Source organism: Serratia sp. DD3 (genome assembly GCF_000496755.2).
Genome location: NZ_AYKS02000108.1, coordinates 59,746 through 77,188, shown reverse-complemented (window position 1 = coordinate 77,188; position 17,443 = coordinate 59,746). Strand labels below are relative to the sequence as shown.

General features: G+C 50.2%; 12 protein-coding genes. 9 read left to right on the top strand and 3 right to left on the bottom strand.

The features are described 5' to 3' along the window. Nucleotides 1-37: 37 nt before the first annotated feature. A complete protein-coding gene (locus IO95_RS20460) occupies nucleotides 38-298 on the bottom strand; it encodes a YfhL family 4Fe-4S dicluster ferredoxin (RefSeq protein ID WP_023489136.1) in 261 nt (86 codons plus the stop codon). Between the two features lie 280 nt (nucleotides 299-578). On the opposite strand from IO95_RS20460, the gene yfhb reads away from it, so the two are divergent. Next, on the top strand, nucleotides 579-1,235 hold the full coding sequence (yfhb, locus tag IO95_RS20455; RefSeq protein WP_023489137.1) for a phosphatidylglycerophosphatase C: 657 nt from the start codon (nucleotides 579-581) through the stop codon (nucleotides 1,233-1,235). Nucleotides 1,236-1,329: 94 nt separating this feature from the next. After that, complete coding sequence (gene tadA / locus IO95_RS20450; RefSeq protein ID WP_023489138.1) at nucleotides 1,330-1,839, top strand: tRNA adenosine(34) deaminase TadA; 510 nt, start codon at nucleotides 1,330-1,332, stop codon at nucleotides 1,837-1,839. Here tadA and mltF read toward each other — a convergent pair. Beyond that, a complete protein-coding gene (gene mltF / locus IO95_RS20445) occupies nucleotides 1,836-3,284 on the bottom strand; it encodes a membrane-bound lytic murein transglycosylase MltF (RefSeq protein ID WP_023489139.1) in 1,449 nt (482 codons plus the stop codon). The two genes, tadA and mltF, sit on opposite strands and share 4 nt — an antisense overlap. A 276-nt stretch (nucleotides 3,285-3,560) precedes the next feature. Here mltF and purL point away from each other — a divergent pair, with 276 nt between their 5' ends. From purL to glnB, 6 genes are all read left to right on the top strand, one after another. Further along, nucleotides 3,561-7,454, top strand: coding sequence for a phosphoribosylformylglycinamidine synthase (purL, locus tag IO95_RS20440; protein ID WP_200874197.1), 3,894 nt, complete (start codon nucleotides 3,561-3,563; stop codon nucleotides 7,452-7,454). An 843-nt stretch (nucleotides 7,455-8,297) separates the two neighbouring features. Further along, entirely contained in the window at nucleotides 8,298-9,734 is a 1,437-nt protein-coding gene (locus IO95_RS20435; protein WP_023489142.1) for a HAMP domain-containing sensor histidine kinase, read from the top strand. Nucleotides 9,735-9,833: 99 nt separating this feature from the next. Further along, a complete protein-coding gene (gene qseG, locus IO95_RS20430; protein ID WP_369794392.1) occupies nucleotides 9,834-10,799 on the top strand; it encodes a two-component system QseEF-associated lipoprotein QseG in 966 nt (321 codons plus the stop codon). Beyond that, a complete protein-coding gene (gene glrR, locus IO95_RS20425; protein WP_023489144.1) occupies nucleotides 10,796-12,133 on the top strand; it encodes a two-component system response regulator GlrR in 1,338 nt (445 codons plus the stop codon). Before qseG ends, glrR begins: the two co-directional genes overlap by 4 nt. A 99-nt stretch (nucleotides 12,134-12,232) precedes the next feature. Further along, nucleotides 12,233-13,855, top strand: a complete 1,623-nt coding sequence (locus IO95_RS20420) for an NAD+ synthase (RefSeq protein ID WP_023489145.1) — start codon at nucleotides 12,233-12,235, stop codon at nucleotides 13,853-13,855. A 35-nt stretch (nucleotides 13,856-13,890) separates the two neighbouring features. Then, nucleotides 13,891-14,229, top strand: coding sequence for a nitrogen regulatory protein P-II (gene glnB, locus IO95_RS20415; protein ID WP_011147501.1), 339 nt, complete (start codon nucleotides 13,891-13,893; stop codon nucleotides 14,227-14,229). Between the two features lie 98 nt (nucleotides 14,230-14,327). Here glnB and hmpA read toward each other — a convergent pair whose 3' ends face one another. Then, nucleotides 14,328-15,518 carry an NO-inducible flavohemoprotein gene (gene hmpA / locus IO95_RS20410; RefSeq protein ID WP_023489146.1) on the bottom strand — a complete coding sequence of 397 codons (1,191 nt, stop codon included), beginning with the start codon at nucleotides 15,516-15,518 and terminating at the stop codon, nucleotides 14,328-14,330. Nucleotides 15,519-16,075: 557 nt separating this feature from the next. On the opposite strand from hmpA, the gene glyA reads away from it, so the two are divergent. Continuing rightward, nucleotides 16,076-17,329, top strand: a complete 1,254-nt coding sequence (glyA, locus tag IO95_RS20405) for a serine hydroxymethyltransferase (protein ID WP_023489147.1) — start codon at nucleotides 16,076-16,078, stop codon at nucleotides 17,327-17,329. The last annotated feature ends 114 nt before the right edge of the window (nucleotides 17,330-17,443 follow it).

Sequence of the window (17,443 nt, the reverse complement as noted above, 5' to 3'; positions counted from 1 at the left end):
GAAGGGTAATAATGGCGCTAAGGCGCTTTGTTACCTTTTACAGTTGGTCCGAGTGATGTAGTACCACAAACTTTTCCCACAGTTGTTCCTGGTTTTCAACGTGCAGCGGGTCGATAATGATAGTGTTATCGATTGGGCAGACTTGCTGACAGGTCGGGGTGTCGTAATGCCCGACACACTCGGTACAGCGGTCAGGGTCGATCTGGTAAATATTATCCCCCATTGAAATTGCCTGATTCGGGCACTCTGGTTCGCACATATCGCAATTGATACATTTGTGCGTAATTAGCAAGGCCATGGCAATTCTCTCATTATGTAGCGGATAATTCGTGGAGCGCGATTATACGCTGGCTCGTGGCGGTCTCTCAACCAATAAGCGGTTTGGTTTGGTGGATTTAGATAACCCAAGTGATGTGAGCGCTGGTGAGTAGGCTTGGCTCGATAGCAGATAAATATTTCCGCAGCATTTAAACTACATCATTTAAACTACAGCATTTAAACTACAGTCTAAAGTCGGAATCAATCTTGGGTATATATTCACTGTAGTGATTAAAATTAGCGCCCTTGAGGAGTCGCATTTGAGCAGCAAACCTAGCCAGCCAGCTAATACAGTTCGGCGTATCGTTTTTTTTGATCTGGATGGCACTTTACATCGAGAGGATATGTTTGGCAGTTTTTTGCGTTTTTTGCTGAAACGTATGCCATTGAATCTATTGCTGGTGATACCGTTATTACCCATTGTTGCCTTGGGGTTGCTGATGGGGGGGCGGGCACGACGATGGCCAATGAGTTTATTGCTCTGGTCGATGACTTTTGGTCGTTCAGAAGCCAGCCTGAAAGAAGTTGAGTCGCAGTTTGTCACTGATTTTCGTCATACAGTGACTGCCTTTCCGGCGGTGCAAATGCGCTTGCGTCACTATCTTGAGGCACCTGATACCCAGGTTTGGTTGATTACGGGCTCACCAGAACAGTTGGTTACACAGGTTTATCACGACGCTGAATTCTTACCGCAGGTTTGTCTGGTGGGTAGCCAGATGGCGCGTCGTTACGGTGGCTGGGTATTACCGGTACGCTGTTTGGGCAGGCAGAAGGTGGTGCAGTTGGAACAACGTTTAGGGGCACCACTTCAACTGTTTAGTGGCTATAGCGACAGTAAACAAGATGATCCACTGCTCTCTTTTTGCCAACATCGTTGGCGAATCAATAAGCAAGGTGAACTGTTGCCGTTGAAATAATAGCCATATCCTCGGGTGGTAGAAGCAGATTTGGCAGCTTGAATGATGGCGGGTATATAATGCTGACTGTCATAGTGCATGAGGGTTAAAATTAATGAACGGGTATAGCGATGAGTATTGGATGCGTCAGGCGTTAAGCTTGGCCTTGCGTGCTCAAGCTGAGGGGGAAGTGCCTGTGGGGGCGCTGCTGGTGCTCGACAATCAGGTGATTGGGGAAGGTTGGAATCAGCCTATTGGTCGCCACGACCCTACCGCGCATGCTGAGATTATGGCATTAAGGCAAGGGGGCGTGACGTTACAAAACTACCGATTATTGAATACCACACTCTATATCACCTTAGAGCCCTGTGTAATGTGTGCAGGGGCGATGGTGCATAGCCGTATCCGCCGCCTGGTGTATGGCGCAAATGACGAAAAAACCGGGGCAGCAGGTTCACTGGTGGATATTCTACGCCACCCAGGGATGAACCATCAGGTGGAAATCGTGCCAGGGGTGTTGGCACCAGAGTGTACCACCATGCTCAGTAACTTCTTTCGTTTGCGTCGTGAGCAGAAAAAAGCCCTGAAACTGGCACAGCAAGCGGCTAAAGGCGGGGATAGTTAGTGCTTGATCGCTAGCCGGGTCTCTACCGCGGGATATCCGCGGGTCAATTCGCTCCGCTGTGCTATCTTTTTTTCTTTTTCCTGCAGATAACCTACCAGGCTGACTTGATAGCGGCGAATATTCTCCACATAGCTATAGGCTTCATAGCCTCGGGCGTAACCGTAGGTGAGTGACGGGTAGTAGCGCTTTTGGCTCAACATGGGCAGGCGCTGTTTCACATCAACCCAGCTATCGGGGTTACCTCGCTGGCTTTTTGTCAGTTTGCGCGCATCCAGCATATGGCCCCAGCCCATATTGTAGGCGGCCAACGCGAACCAGATACGCTCATCTTCCGGTACCGTCTCTGGTACTTTTGCCATCAGGTTTTGTAGATAAAGCGCCCCACCTTGAATGCTCTCTTCCGGGTCGAGCCTGTCGTTGACGCCTAATCCTTCGGCGGTTGCTCTGGTTAGCATCATCAGCCCACGTACACCGGTGCGAGAGGTCGCCAGTGGGTCCCAATGAGATTCTTGATAGGCGACAGCAGCCAACAACTTCCAATCAATGTCATTGGCATGTTTTTCAAACAATGACTGGAAGGTCGGTAATACTGAATCGATAGCCGAGAGGAAAGTTCGGGTATCGACGTAGTCGAAGCTACCCACATGACCGAGATATTTTTCTGCCAGGCGAGCTAAGGTGCCGTCTTCTATTCGTTGGCTAGAGAAATCCAGCAGCGCGGCATACAAGCTTTGGTCACCGCTGCGCTTCAAGTACCAGGTTACCGGTTTTTCTTCTGTCACATCAAAGGCTACCGCCAGTTGCGGGTGGATACGCTGCAGCAGCGCAACGGTCACCGAGTCACTGATGGTGTAGTCCAACTTCCCCTCAGCCACCTGTTCCAGCAGTTCTTTAGCCGAGAGGTTGCCAGAGGTTTCCCAACTGAGATTAGGATATTGCTTCTGCCTGAGTTGCTTTAGTGTGCTGTCATGGGCTGAACCAGAAGCAACCACCAGCTTGCCGGTCATATCCGCAAACATTTTGGGCCGTGGTGCGCCCAACCGGTAAACCACTTGTTGTGAAACGGAATAATAAGCGGGACCAGCGCTGGTGCGGCTGAGGCGGTCAGGATGATAGATCAGACCAGCGGCCAACAGGTCAGCACGACCGCTATGCAGGTCCTCAAACAATTCGTTGATATTTTTATGCGGGATCATCACCAGTTTTACCCCGAGATAGTTGGCAAAACTTTTTGCCAACTCATAATCAAGGCCTTTCGGCCCTTCAGGCGTGGTGACATAGCTCAATGGTGAACTTAAGGTACTGACCCGCAGTTCACCGCGTGACTTGATGGCGTCAAGTTGGCTACCGAACTCCCCAGGCCAGCGAATATTTGGCCATAGAGCCAACGCCAGCAATAGGGCGACAATACTGATTGAAATGTAGTTTATTTTTAGTATTTTCAAACAATTATCTCATTTAAGCGTCTGCTTGCCATTGATTGTGTGACGCTGCAATTATCATGGTTAAATGACCAGTACCGGATCATTTTGCGTAAGAAAAGGCCAGTGTGCAACTTTATTGACGGATTATGACAATTCAATGGTGAGTATATCTTTTGTCAATAATAGCTACGCAAACGGTTTCGTTGTCGGCGTGGATTCTCTATAATGACGCGCGTTTTCCCCTGTTGCGCCCAATGAAGTGCTGGATCCAGTTGCTTCGAAGACGAGAGAACTTTGATTATGGAAATACTGCGTGGTTCGCCCGCTTTGTCGGCTTTTCGTGTTACCAAATTGCTGTCACGCTGCCAGGAAGCTCAACTTCCGATCAGTGATATCTATGCCGAATATGTCCACTTTGCTGATGTGAGTGCGCCATTAAGTGCTGAGGACCACGCCAAACTGCAGCGGTTGCTCAAGTATGGTCCTTCACTTGCAGAACACACCCCTGAGGGGCAACTGCTACTGGTGACGCCGCGTCCGGGTACGATTTCTCCATGGTCATCTAAAGCCACTGACATTGCCCATAACTGTGGTTTGACAAAGGTGGTTCGTCTGGAGCGTGGCTTGGCATTTTATGTTATAGCCCCAGCACTGAATGAGACTCAGAAGCAAATACTCACCAGCTTGCTGCATGACCGCATGATGGAAACGGTATTCACTGAACTCCAGCAGGCAGAAAAACTGTTCTCTCACCACCAACCGGCTCCCTATCAGGTGATTGACCTATTGGGGCAAGGCCGTAGTGCGTTGGACCAGGCCAATATCAAACTGGGTTTGGCATTGGCACCGGATGAAATTGATTATTTGCTGAATGCCTTTACCCAGTTGGGGCGTAATCCTAGCGATATTGAGTTGTACATGTTTGCCCAGGCCAACTCTGAACATTGTCGTCATAAAATTTTTAATGCCGACTGGGTGATTGATGGCAAACCGCAGCCGAAGTCCTTGTTCAAAATGATCAAAAATACCTTCGAGCAGACGCCGGATTATGTTTTGTCCGCTTATAAAGACAATGCGGCGGTAATGGAAGGGTCACAGGTAGGGCGTTTCTTTGCGGCAGCGGGTAGTGACCAGTATGACTATCATCAGGAAGCCGCGCATATCTTGATGAAAGTTGAGACCCATAACCACCCAACCGCCATTTCCCCTTGGCCGGGAGCAGCTACCGGTTCTGGCGGAGAGATCCGTGACGAAGGTGCCACAGGGCGCGGAGCAAAACCGAAAGCAGGTTTAGTGGGTTTTTCTGTATCCAACTTGCGTATCCCTGGGTTTGAACAACCCTGGGAGCAGGATTTTGGTAAGCCAGAGCGGATCGTCACGGCACTGGATATTATGACCGAAGGCCCATTGGGCGGGGCGGCATTTAATAATGAATTTGGCCGCCCGGCATTGGTGGGTTACTTCCGTACTTATGAAGAGCGTGTTAACAGCCATAATGGTGTTGAACTCCGTGGTTACCACAAGCCGATTATGCTGGCTGGCGGTTTGGGTAATATCCGTGCTGATCATGTGCAAAAAGGCGAGATCAGCGTAGGTGCCAAGCTGGTGGTACTGGGTGGCCCGGCAATGAATATCGGTTTGGGTGGTGGTGCCGCTTCCTCGATGGCGTCGGGGCAATCGGATGCCGACCTGGATTTTGCCTCAGTACAGCGTGATAACCCGGAAATGGAACGCCGTTGCCAGGAAGTGATTGACCGCTGCTGGCAGTTGGGGGCCAGTAACCCTATCCTGTTTATTCATGATGTCGGGGCGGGTGGTCTGTCAAATGCGATGCCGGAACTGGTCAGCGATGGTGGCCGGGGTGGGCGTTTTGAGCTGCGCGATATTCTCAATGACGAACCGGGTATGAGCCCACTGGAAGTGTGGTGTAACGAATCCCAAGAGCGTTATGTATTGGCCATCGCGCCAGCGCAGATGGCACAGTTTGACCAAATTTGCCGCCGTGAGCGCGCACCTTATGCCGTCATTGGCGAAGCCACCGAAGAACGCCATTTAACACTCCATGACAGCCACTTCAACAATCAGCCGATCGATATGCCGCTGGACGTGTTGCTGGGTAAAACACCTAAAATGACCCGTGATGTGACACGTTTGCAGGCAACGGGTGAAACATTGCAGCGTGCTGGGATCACCCTGGCTGATGCGGTAAAGCGCGTACTGCATTTGCCTGCGGTGGCAGAGAAAACCTTTTTAATCACCATTGGTGACCGTAGCGTGACCGGGATGGTTGCCCGGGACCAAATGGTGGGGCCATGGCAAATCCCAGTGGCTGATTGTGCGGTCACTAGCGCCAGTCTGGACAGTTATTACGGTGAGGCGATGTCCATTGGTGAGCGTGCACCTGTGGCGCTATTGGATTTTGCCGCTTCCGGCCGTTTGGCAGTCGGGGAGGCACTGACCAATCTGGCGGCGACTGAGATTGGCTCACTCAAGCGAGTGAAACTTTCTGCTAACTGGATGGCTGCGGCGGGTCACCCAGGAGAAGATGCCGGTCTTTATGATGCGGTAAAAGCAGTGGGTGAAGAGCTGTGCCCGGCGTTGGGGATCACTATCCCGGTGGGGAAAGACTCCATGTCGATGAAAACCCGCTGGCAGCAGGATAATGAACAGCGTGAAATGACATCACCGCTGTCGTTGGTGATCACCGCATTTGCCCGCGTTGAAGATGTGCGCCATACCGTGACACCTCAACTGCGTACCGATAAAGGCGATAGCGCTTTATTGCTGGTTGACCTGGGCAACGGCCACAATGCGCTGGGGGCAACCGCTCTGGCTCAGGTTTATCGCCAGTTGGGTGATAAACCTGCGGATGTTCGTGATGCCAAGCAATTGGCCGGTTTCTTCAACGCGATGCAGCAGTTGGTGGCGGAGCGTGCGCTGCTGGCTTATCACGACCGTTCTGATGGCGGCCTGTTGGTCACGTTGGCAGAAATGGCGTTTGCAGGCCATTGCGGTATGAATGTGGATATACAGCCATTAGGTGAGGATACGCTGGCTGCACTGTTCAATGAAGAACTGGGGGCGGTGCTCCAGGTACCAGCAACACAGTTGGCTGCAGTGCAACAGGTGTTTGCACAGCATGGCCTGGCCGATAATGTGCATTACCTCGGTCAGGTATTGAGTGGCGACGATTTTGTCATTACCTGTGCAGGCAAACCGGTATATAGCGAAAAACGCAGTACCCTGCGTACCTGGTGGGCTGAAACCACATGGCAGATGCAACGTTTGCGAGATAATCCGCACTGCGCTGACCAGGAACATCAGGCTAAGCAAGATGATGGCGATCCGGGCCTCAACGTCAAACTGACATTCACACCTGATGAAGATATCGCTGCACCTTATATCGCCAAGGGCCTGCGCCCGAAAGTGGCGGTATTGCGTGAGCAGGGGGTTAACTCCCATGTCGAGATGGCGGCAGCCTTCCACCGTGCCGGTTTCGATGCCGTTGATGTGCATATGAGTGATTTGCTGTCAGGCCGTCGTGATTTACAAACGTTCCAGGCATTGGTGGCTTGTGGCGGCTTCTCCTATGGCGATGTGTTGGGAGCAGGAGAGGGCTGGGCTAAATCAATTCTGTTTAATGACCGTGTGCGCGATGAGTTTGCCGAGTTTTTCCATCGTCCTCAGACTTTGGCTCTGGGGGTTTGCAACGGTTGTCAGATGATGTCCAACCTGCGGGAGTTAATCCCGGGTGCGGAACATTGGCCGCGTTTTGTACGCAATTTGTCAGACCGTTTTGAAGCTCGTTTCAGCTTGGTGGAAGTGGCAGACAGCCCATCACTGTTTATGCAGGGGATGGTGGGTTCGCGCATGCCAATTGCTGTTTCTCATGGCGAGGGGCATGTTGAGGTGCGAGATGCGGAGCATTTGGCGGCACTGGAGCAGCATGGTTTGGTGGCATTACGTTTTGTCGATAACTATGGCCAGGTCACCGAAGCTTATCCGGCTAATCCGAACGGTTCACCGAATGGCATCACTGCCGTGACGAGCAGCAGTGGCCGGGCCACGGTGATGATGCCGCATCCTGAGCGGGTGTTCCGTACGGTCAGTCACTCCTGGCACCCAGATGAGTGGGGTGAAGATAGCCCCTGGATGCGGATGTTCCGCAATGCCCGTAAACAGTTGGGTTAGGTTGCCGATGGCCTACTGGTGCGAATAACGGGTTGATTTTGTTGGTCTAAGGGCACATTTGATGGTGCCCTTTTATTTTTAGCAGGCAGCTGTCGGTTTTTAGAGACAACCGCTATATTGACTGTCTCTAAAAAGCGACATGTAACACATTGATTTTAATGATGGTTATTTTACTGGTATTAAGCTGTCGGGATTTAGCGACGGTAAGAAGAAAACTTACTCATCTTTTGTGGGTGGGGCACTCTCTTACAAAGCCAGGTTAAATAATTTATTCATTATAATCAGTCAATTAAAAATGATTATTCAAACTTGGCACAAGTCGTGCATTATAATGCCCAGTTGCTCATTCAATTTTTTATGACCGGCCCCGTATTAGCGGAACAGCGCCTCATAAGCCGCCGAATGATGCCAAAGTAATGGTGCCTATCGTCCAACCAAACCGATAATTGCTGCGCAAGTGGCTTTATCAAGCATCGGGCGACACGTTGAGTGAGGCACCGCCTTGTATCCAACTGTGATGAAGTGTTCATCAATCCCGGATACTTATGGATGTTTTCGTCCTGATTCGATGCCAGTTCTGTATTATATTATACGTACTACATCACCTGGGGACGCGAAGTCAGCATCCACGCTTTCTTGCTCTGGGGCAGCATTGCCCCAGCGTTCAAGACCAATACCTCTCTTCGTTAATTCCTTGGTTAGTGCCAATTCAGTTAGTGCCAATTCATTTGCTACTTGGTGGCGACAATATGACAATCTTTGTGGAAGCACCGCAGGGCTGAAACCCAATAGACACGGGTTGTGTTATCCTACAGTTAGAATGAACCTGGTATAGATAACGAAATGATTTCCTTGAAAAGATGGCGTCTATTCCCACGCTCGCTGCGTCAATTGGTGGTGATGGCATTTCTATTGGTGCTGCTGCCGCTGCTGATCCTGGCTTATCAGGCTTATCAGAGCCTGAATAACCTGAGTGCCCAGGCGGCGGATATTAACCGTACCACGCTGACTGATGCTCGGCGCAGTGAAGCGATGACCAGCATGGCGTTAGAAATGGAGCGCAGTTATCGGCAGTATTGTGTGCTGGTGGAACCCACTCTGGAACGCTTATACCAAAACCAGCGTAAACAGTATTCACAGCTACTGGATGCCCACGCACCTATTTTGCCGGATGAACGTTACTACCAGACCTTACGTGACTTGCTGACACAACTCGCTACCATCAAATGCCAGGGCAGTGGCCCCGATAAGGATGCCTCGCTGCTGCTGGAGTCATTTTCACGTTCTAATGCAGAAATGGTCCAAGCGACCCGCAGTGTTATCTTTTCCCGCGGTCAACAGTTACAACAAGCGATAGCTGAGCGCGGTCAATATTTTGGTTGGCAGGCACTGTTACTGTTCCTGGTGAGTGTACTGTTGGTGGTGCTGTTTACCCGCATGATCATCGGGCCGGTCAAGGCGGTAGAGCGGATGATTAACCGTCTTGGGGAAGGGCGGCCTATTGGCATGATGGCCTCTTTTAAAGGGCCTCGTGAGTTGCGCTCGCTGGCACAACGCATTATCTGGCTAAGTGAACGTTTGGCGTGGTTGGAGTCACAGCGCCATGAGTTTTTACGCCATATCTCCCATGAGTTGAAAACCCCCTTGGCCAGCATGCGTGAAGGGACTGAGTTGCTGGCCGATGAAGTAGTGGGGGCACTGACCACCGACCAAAAAGAGGTGGTGGCGATCCTCGATCAGAGCAGCCGACATCTGCAACAACTGATCGAACAACTGCTGGATTACAACCGTAAGCTGGCTGATGGGCCGTCAGAACATGAGAATGTCGAGTTGGAGGAACTGGTGGATATGGTGGTCGCTGCCCATAGTTTACCTGCTCGAGCCAAGATGATCCGTACTGAAGTGAGACTTGAGGCGAAATATTGTTGGGCTGAACCTACACTATTAATGCGCGTTCTGGATAATCTTTATTCCAATGCGGTGCACTACGGCAAGGAATCCGGTAACATTTGGATCCGTAGCCGTCAGGTGGACCAACGAGTACAAATTGATGTCGCTAATACGGGTACACCCATTCCGGAAGCTGAGCAAGCCATGATTTTTGAGCCTTTTTTCCAAGGGAGTCACCAGCGAAAAGGGGCGGTCAAAGGAAGTGGGCTGGGGCTGAGTATTGCGCAGGACTGTATTCGCCGTATGCGTGGTGAACTGAAACTGGTTAACCTATCTGACGCCGATGTTTGTTTCCGAATTGAATTGCCACTAATCGCAGAGAGTGAATAAATAATGTACACAGGGTCTAACTGCGCTCATCTTACGCATACTGAAGGTTTATCGCGTGTATCCCGCTGCTTATCCCTTGGTAAAAACTCCTTTTCTTTTTTGGGCTCGCTCTTTTTGACCCCTGTTATTTTGATAGCCCCTGTTCTTTTGATAGGTTGTACCCCGCATTCTGCCAGTAATACGGAGGTGCAACAGCAATATGAGACCATTACGCATCCCAAAGTGGTAGATTTCCGTACTGCATCCTGTGATAGCTTGTTGCAACTTGATGAAAAAGAGTTTTTGGCGAATTCACTTTACTGGTTACGGGCGTTGGATTGTGCCGATCGTCTCGGTTCTCCCCAGGCGCGCTCGTTGGCCAAAACCTTGCCAGCCAGCAACTGGTCTAATGCTGTCAAGCAAGGTATGTTGTTGGCCAGCGCAGAGCCAACAGCCGCTGAACGCCGCCAAATCATTGCTCGTCTGGATAGCTATCATCTCGAGTTTCCTGATTCAGTGCGTCCATTATTGCAGCTATGGCGGAAACAACAGGTTTTACAAGTTTCGTTGGTCGATGAACGAACACGCTACCAGCAATTGCAACAGAGTACCGATAGCCAGATTGAGTCATTACATCAGAACCAGCTTCGTTTACAGAACCAGTTGCAGGTTACTGCGCGTAAGTTAGAGAACTTGACTGATATCGAGCGTCAACTCTCATCACGTAAGCAATTACAGGGCGAAATTCCCGACAGCACGAGCACACAATCTAAAGTCGAAGTAGATAAGCACGCAACACCGGCTAAAGCCGTGGAACCTGAACATTCAACTGAAACTAAGAATGCCGCGCAACCTGAGCATACCGCACCGGCTAAAGTGGCCGAACCCTCAGACAAGCCAGCTGCCGCCACTGCACCCGCTAAAGTGACCGCGCCCTCAACCAAGCCAGCGGCATCGAATGCACCAGCAAAAGCAACTGAGCCTGAGCCGGCACCAGCAATGGGTACGGCTATCCCAGCCCAACCGGTAGAGACGGAAGATATTGATGGTCCAGCCCCGGTGCATAAGAGGGAAGCTACCCAATGACTGTTCGCAAACCGGCTAATCTGTTGTTGGTGGATGATGATCCCAGCCTGCTTAAACTATTAGGGATGCGCCTGACTAGCGAGGGGTTTCAGGTCACGACGGCAGAAAGTGGCCAGGAAGCGTTACGCTTGCTGTCACGTCAAAGTATTGACTTGGTTATCAGTGATTTGCGTATGGATGAGATGGACGGCATGGCGCTGTTTACTGAAATCCAAAAATATCAGCCAGGGATGCCAGTGATTATTCTGACCGCACATGGTTCGATTCCTGACGCAGTGGCCGCCACTCAACAAGGTGTTTTCAGTTTTCTAACCAAGCCGGTTGATCGTGAGGCACTGTACAAAGCCATTGATGAAGCGTTGTCCTTGGCTGCCCCCGCAGGGGATGACAGTTGGCGAGAGGAGATTGTCACCCGCAGTCCACTGATGCTGAGGTTGATTGAACAGGCGAAGATGGTTGCTCAGTCAGATGTCAGTGTCTTGATCAACGGCCAGAGTGGTACTGGTAAAGAAGTATTGGCGCAAGCGATCCACCGCGCCAGTCCACGGGGTAAAAAAGAGTTTATTGCGATCAACTGTGGTGCATTACCAGAACAATTGCTGGAGTCGGAATTGTTTGGGCATGCCAAAGGGGCATTTACCGGCGCGGTAAGCAACCGTGAGGGGCTGTTTCAGGCTGCTGCGGGTGGCACACTGTTCCTGGATGAAATTGGTGATATGCCCCTCTCTTTACAGGTCAAGCTGCTGCGTGTTTTGCAGGAGCGTAAAGTCCGGCCATTGGGCAGTAACCGCGATCTTGATATTGATGTTCGTATCATTTCTGCCACTCACCGGGATTTACCCAAGGCGATGGCGAAGAAAGAATTCCGTGAAGATCTTTACTACCGCCTGAATGTGGTTAACCTGAAAATACCTGCACTTAATGAACGGGCAGAAGATATTCCGCTGTTGGCAAACCATTTATTACGTGAGTCCGCGCAACGGCATAAGCCGTTTGTCCGTAGTTTTTCCTCTGATGCCATGAAACGCCTGATGACCGCCAACTGGCCTGGCAATGTTCGCCAATTGGTGAACGTTATCGAACAGTGTGTGGCTCTGACAACGGCTCCGGTGATCAGCGACGCGCTGGTGGAGCAGGCGTTGGAGGGTGAAAACACGGTGTTGCCAACCTTTGTCGAAGCGCGAAATCAGTTTGAATTACACTATTTGCGCAAGTTGTTGCAAATCACCAAGGGTAATGTAACTCAGGCTGCCCGTATGGCAGGCCGTAATCGTACTGAGTTCTATAAATTGTTGTCGCGCCACGAGCTGGATGCCAACGATTTCAAAGAATGATGTTTCCTTTTCTGAACCTGAAAATGCAGGTTCTCAACAAATGAGGCGGAATGCTTTACACTTCGCTTTCTTTGTTGCGGTAGGGCAGATGATAGAGATATGAGTAGATCACTTTCCATTGCGTTGGCCCAGCTGAATTTGCTGGTGGGCGATATTGAAGGCAACTGCGAACGCATGTTACAAACGGTGCACGAGCAGCAACAAGCGGGTGTCGATCTGGTGATGTTCACGGAACTGGCGTTGTCCGGTTATCCGCCAGAAGACTTGCTGTATCGCGATGATTTCTATCAGCGTTGTGATATCCAGTTGGAACGTTTACGGCAGGCCTCCGGCGATGTGGCTATTCTGCTGGGGCACCCGTGGCGTGAAGAGGGCAAACTGTATAATGCCCTGTCGCTGTTTTCTGCCGGCCGTTTACAGGCGCGCTATTTCAAGCAACAACTGCCGAATTATGGTGTTTTCGACGAAAAACGCTATTTCCAACCTGGCAATAAAAGTTGTGTGGTGAGCCTGAAAGGCTATCGCCTCGGGCTGTTGATTTGTGAAGATTTATGGTTTCCAGAGCCGGTTGACGCCGCGAAAGCGGCAGGCGCAGAAATCATACTGTCAATTAATGCCTCCCCCTATAGCCGAGAAAAACCTTATATCCGCAACACGCTGATAGAGGGGCACTGCCAGCGTAGTGGTTTGCCATTAGTCTACCTTAATCAGGTGGGTGGGCAGGATGAACTGATTTTTGACGGTTGTTCCAAGGTTTTTGATGCGGCCGGTAATATCTCTCACCGCTTGGCGGCCTTTAGTGAACAGGTTACTCGGCTGGAATTTAATGAGCTGAATGTGGTGCCAATGGTGTCGCCAGCGGCAGAAATGCCGCAGTTGGCGCAGATCTATGCTGCCTTGGTGCTGGCGGTACGTGACTACGTGACCAAAAATGGTTTTAAAGGTGCGGTGCTTGGGTTGTCTGGGGGGATCGACTCAGCGTTGACCTTGGCGATCGCCGTTGATGCGCTAGGAAAAGAGCGGGTGCAGGCGTTAATGATGCCGTTTCGCTACACGGCGGATATCAGTATTGCGGATGCCAAAGAAGAAGCTGAAATCCTCGGTGTGGAATTTGATATTGTCTCGATCGAACCGATGTTTGATGCTTTTATGGGGCAACTGACACCGATGTTTTCTGGCACACAGCAAGATACCACTGAAGAGAATCTGCAGGCGCGTTGTCGTGGTGTGGTGCTGATGGCCCTGTCTAATAAACGCCGCAGTATTGTATTGACCACCGGCAATAAAAGCGAAATGGCGGTGGGCTATGCCACGTTGTATGGTGATATGGCTGGTGGTTTTGATGTATTGAAGGACGTCCCCAAGACACTGGTATTCAAACTGTCTGAGTACCGCAATACGCTCTCTTACGTGATTCCGCAACGGGTGATTGATCGCCCACCTTCAGCCGAACTGGCACCGGACCAATGCGACCAAGACAGTCTGCCACCCTATGATATTCTGGACGCTATCTTGGAAGGTTACGTTGAGCATGACAAGTCAGTAGCTGATCTGGTGGCAGAGGGCTTTGAAGAGTCAGTGGTACGTAAGGTGATTCGCCTGGTGGATATTAACGAATATAAGCGCCGTCAGGCTGCGGTGGGCCCGCGTATCACGGCTCGCAACTTCGGCAAAGATCGTCGTTATCCGATCACTTCAGGCTTTGGCCGTAAAAATTGGTAATTTAAGAGCCTAGTGGATAGGCGCGAGGAAATAAGATGAAAAAAATCGACGCGATTATCAAGCCGTTTAAATTGGATGATGTGCGTGAAGCATTAGCCGAAGTGGGCATTACCGGGATGACGGTAACGGAAGTTAAAGGCTTTGGCCGCCAGAAAGGACATACCGAGTTATATCGTGGTGCGGAGTATATGGTCGACTTCTTGCCGAAAGTTAAAATTGAAATCGTCGTGCCTGATGACATTGTGGATACTTGTGTAGAAACCATCATGCAAACGGCGCAAACCGGTAAGATTGGCGATGGAAAAATCTTTGTTTTTGATGTTGCTCGTGTAGTGCGTATTCGCACTGGCGAACAGGATGAAGAAGCGATTTAGTGCGACATCCATTCAAACGCCGCGATAAGCGGCGTTTTGCTGTCTAGGCCTCAGGGGATTACTTTATCGAGCCAGACCCATTGATGATGGCGTAGAGATCAGAGTACTTGATGCGGGCCGAAACATTCGTAATGGATACGTTCGGCGTCTATGCCCAATCCCAGTAATTGTTCGTTAATACTTTGCATAAATGCTACCGGACCACAGAAATAGTAATGCATTTTGGGATGTTGCAAGGTGTGCGCTAAATAGCCAAGGTCCATCAGCCCCTGACGATGATAATGCGTGTCTTTGATATCTTCAGCTGTGGGTTCGCGATACCAAATATGCGTTTTCATATTGTGTCTTTCTTTGGCGATATGCTCTAATTCGTTGGCGAAGGCGTGCACGTTGCCATTTTCAGCAGCATGTAACCAATAGATTTCCGCTTGATGCTGATTGTCATGCAGGGTGTTCAGCATACTTAACATCGGCGTTTGCCCCACACCAGCAGAAATCAGGGCTACGGGAGTCGTCGTATCTACCTGCATAAAGAAATCACCACGAGGGGGAGCCAAATGAATAACATCCCCTTCTTGTATGGTCTGATGCAGAAAACGTGAAATGTAGCCTTGTTCCTCGCGCTTCACCGCAATACGGTAAAACTTGTTATTCGCCGTGGTGGTGAGTGAATACTGCCGAATTGCCTGATGGGGTAAGCGATCATCATCAATGTGGAGCGATAAATACTGCCCTGGTAGGTAGCCAGAGATGGTCTTTCCATCGACAGGCGCTAGCGTAAAGCTGGTAATCACCTCACTTTGTTGCTGTTTTTTCACAATATGGAACGGGCGTAAATCACGCCAACCCCCTTGTTGGAGTTCACTTTTCTGATAGATCTGATCTTCACGCTGGATAAAAACATCTGCCAATACACCATAGGCTTTTCCCCAGGCATCCAGCACTTGTTGGCCCGGGCTGAACAACTCATCGAGAGTGGCTAATAAGTGATGGCCGACGATTTGATACTGTTCGGGTTGAATATTAAAGCTGGCATGTTTCTGGGCAATACGTTCTACGGCAGGCAGCAGTGCGGCTAGATTTTCCAGATTATTGGCATAAGCACAGATAGCATTGAATAAGGCTTGGCGCTGATCACCGTTTTGCTGATGGCTCATATTAAAAATATTTTTTAATTCAGGATGATGGGTGAACATGCGGTCATAGAAATGGGCGGTGAGTTTAGGGCCTGTTTCCATCAATAACGGCAGGGTGGATTTGATTGTGGCGATAGTCTGGCTATCTAGCATGGTGAACTCCTGTGTTAACGGCTTTACTTATGATGTTATCGTTGCTTTCGTGAGCTGTTTCTGTTCCCCCTGATCACATAGCTCCTTGTGTTGCAAAGATATCTCCGTTTCCAAGTAATTCAGCCCAACAGTGCTTCGTGACGTGGGCATAGAAACAGCTCATAAGTTGCATTTTAAATACATGTTATTAAATTCGTGCGTCTTTGTAAATCAGCGGAGAGAGAAAATGAAAAGTCTGCATGATCATCATGAGCAAAAATCCAGTGCCAATCATTGAGTGGTAAATGGATCAAAGCCTTGTGCCACCTTAAGCCAATCGTTTGCGTAAAAACCTCTGTCAAGGCCTATCCTCAATAGGGTAAAACGGTTTACACTGTTGCCCAGAGCCCAAAGGGGGATTTTTATACCTTGCTTGGTCCAAGTTACCGCTAGGGGGCAAATCAGCCACTTCCCAGGCGATTCGCGAACGAGGTGGCTGCGTGAATTCACACCGCCAATAAGCTGGTAACTTGAAACCGATAGGGTATGTCAGCTGAATTAAAGCCAGGAGATGCCGGATGTTAAAGCGTGAAATGAACATTGCAGATTATGATGCCGAATTGTGGCGTGCAATGGAGCAAGAAGTGGTGCGTCAGGAAGAGCACATCGAACTGATTGCCTCAGAGAACTACACCAGCCCGCGTGTTATGCAGGCCCAAGGTTCTCAACTGACTAATAAATATGCGGAAGGCTATCCTGGCAAGCGTTATTACGGTGGTTGCGAGTATGTGGATATCGTTGAGCAACTGGCTATCGATCGTGCTAAAGAGCTGTTCGGTGCCGACTATGCCAACGTGCAGCCACACTCTGGTTCTCAAGCGAACTTTGCTGTCTATACTGCACTGCTGCAACCAGGTGACACCATCCTGGGGATGAACCTGGCACATGGTGGCCACTTGACTCATGGTTCACCGGTGAACCTGTCGGGTAAGTTATATAACGTGGTGCCTTACGGCATTGATGAAACAGGTCAGATTGACTATGACGATTTGGCTAAACAAGCGCAGCTCCATCAGCCAAAAATGATTATCGGTGGTTTTTCTGCCTATTCCGGAGTTGTTGATTGGGCAAAAATGCGTGAAATAGCCGACAGCATCGGTGCTTACCTGTTTGTGGATATGGCGCACGTTGCTGGTCTGATCGCAGCAGGTGTTTACCCGAATCCGCTGCCCCATGCTCATATCGTTACCACCACGACGCACAAAACCCTGGCAGGTCCGCGCGGCGGCTTGATCCTGGCTAAGGGCGGCGATGAAGAGTTGTATAAAAAACTGAACTCAGCTGTTTTCCCTGGTGGTCAGGGTGGCCCATTGATGCATGTGATCGCTGGTAAAGCGGTAGCATTAAAAGAAGCGATGGAGCCCGAGTTCAAAGTTTACCAACAACAAGTGGCAATCAACGCTAAAGCGATGGTCGATGTATTCCTCAAGCGTGGTTACAAGGTAGTTTCTGGTGGCACTCACAACCACCTGTTCCTGCTGGATCTGGTAGATAAGAATCTGACCGGTAAAGAGGCCGACGCCGCACTGGGCCGTGCCAATATCACCGTTAACAAGAACAGCGTGCCAAACGATCCGAAGAGCCCGTTTGTGACTTCAGGTGTGCGTATCGGTACGCCAGCAGTGACTCGCCGTGGCTTTAAAGAAGCTGACGTGCGTGAACTGGCTGGCTGGATCTGTGACGTATTGGATAACATTAACGACGAATCCACTATTGAACGCACCAAGAAAAAAGTGCTGGAGATTTGTGCTCGTCTGCCGGTGTATGCCTAGTTATAGTGATTGCGCTATAGACTGACGAAACCCGCTACGGCGGGTTTTTTTTAACACTATTGCAATAAACCGTGAGCTAGATTGCACCCTTGTGGTTTAAACATCAGTGAGCAT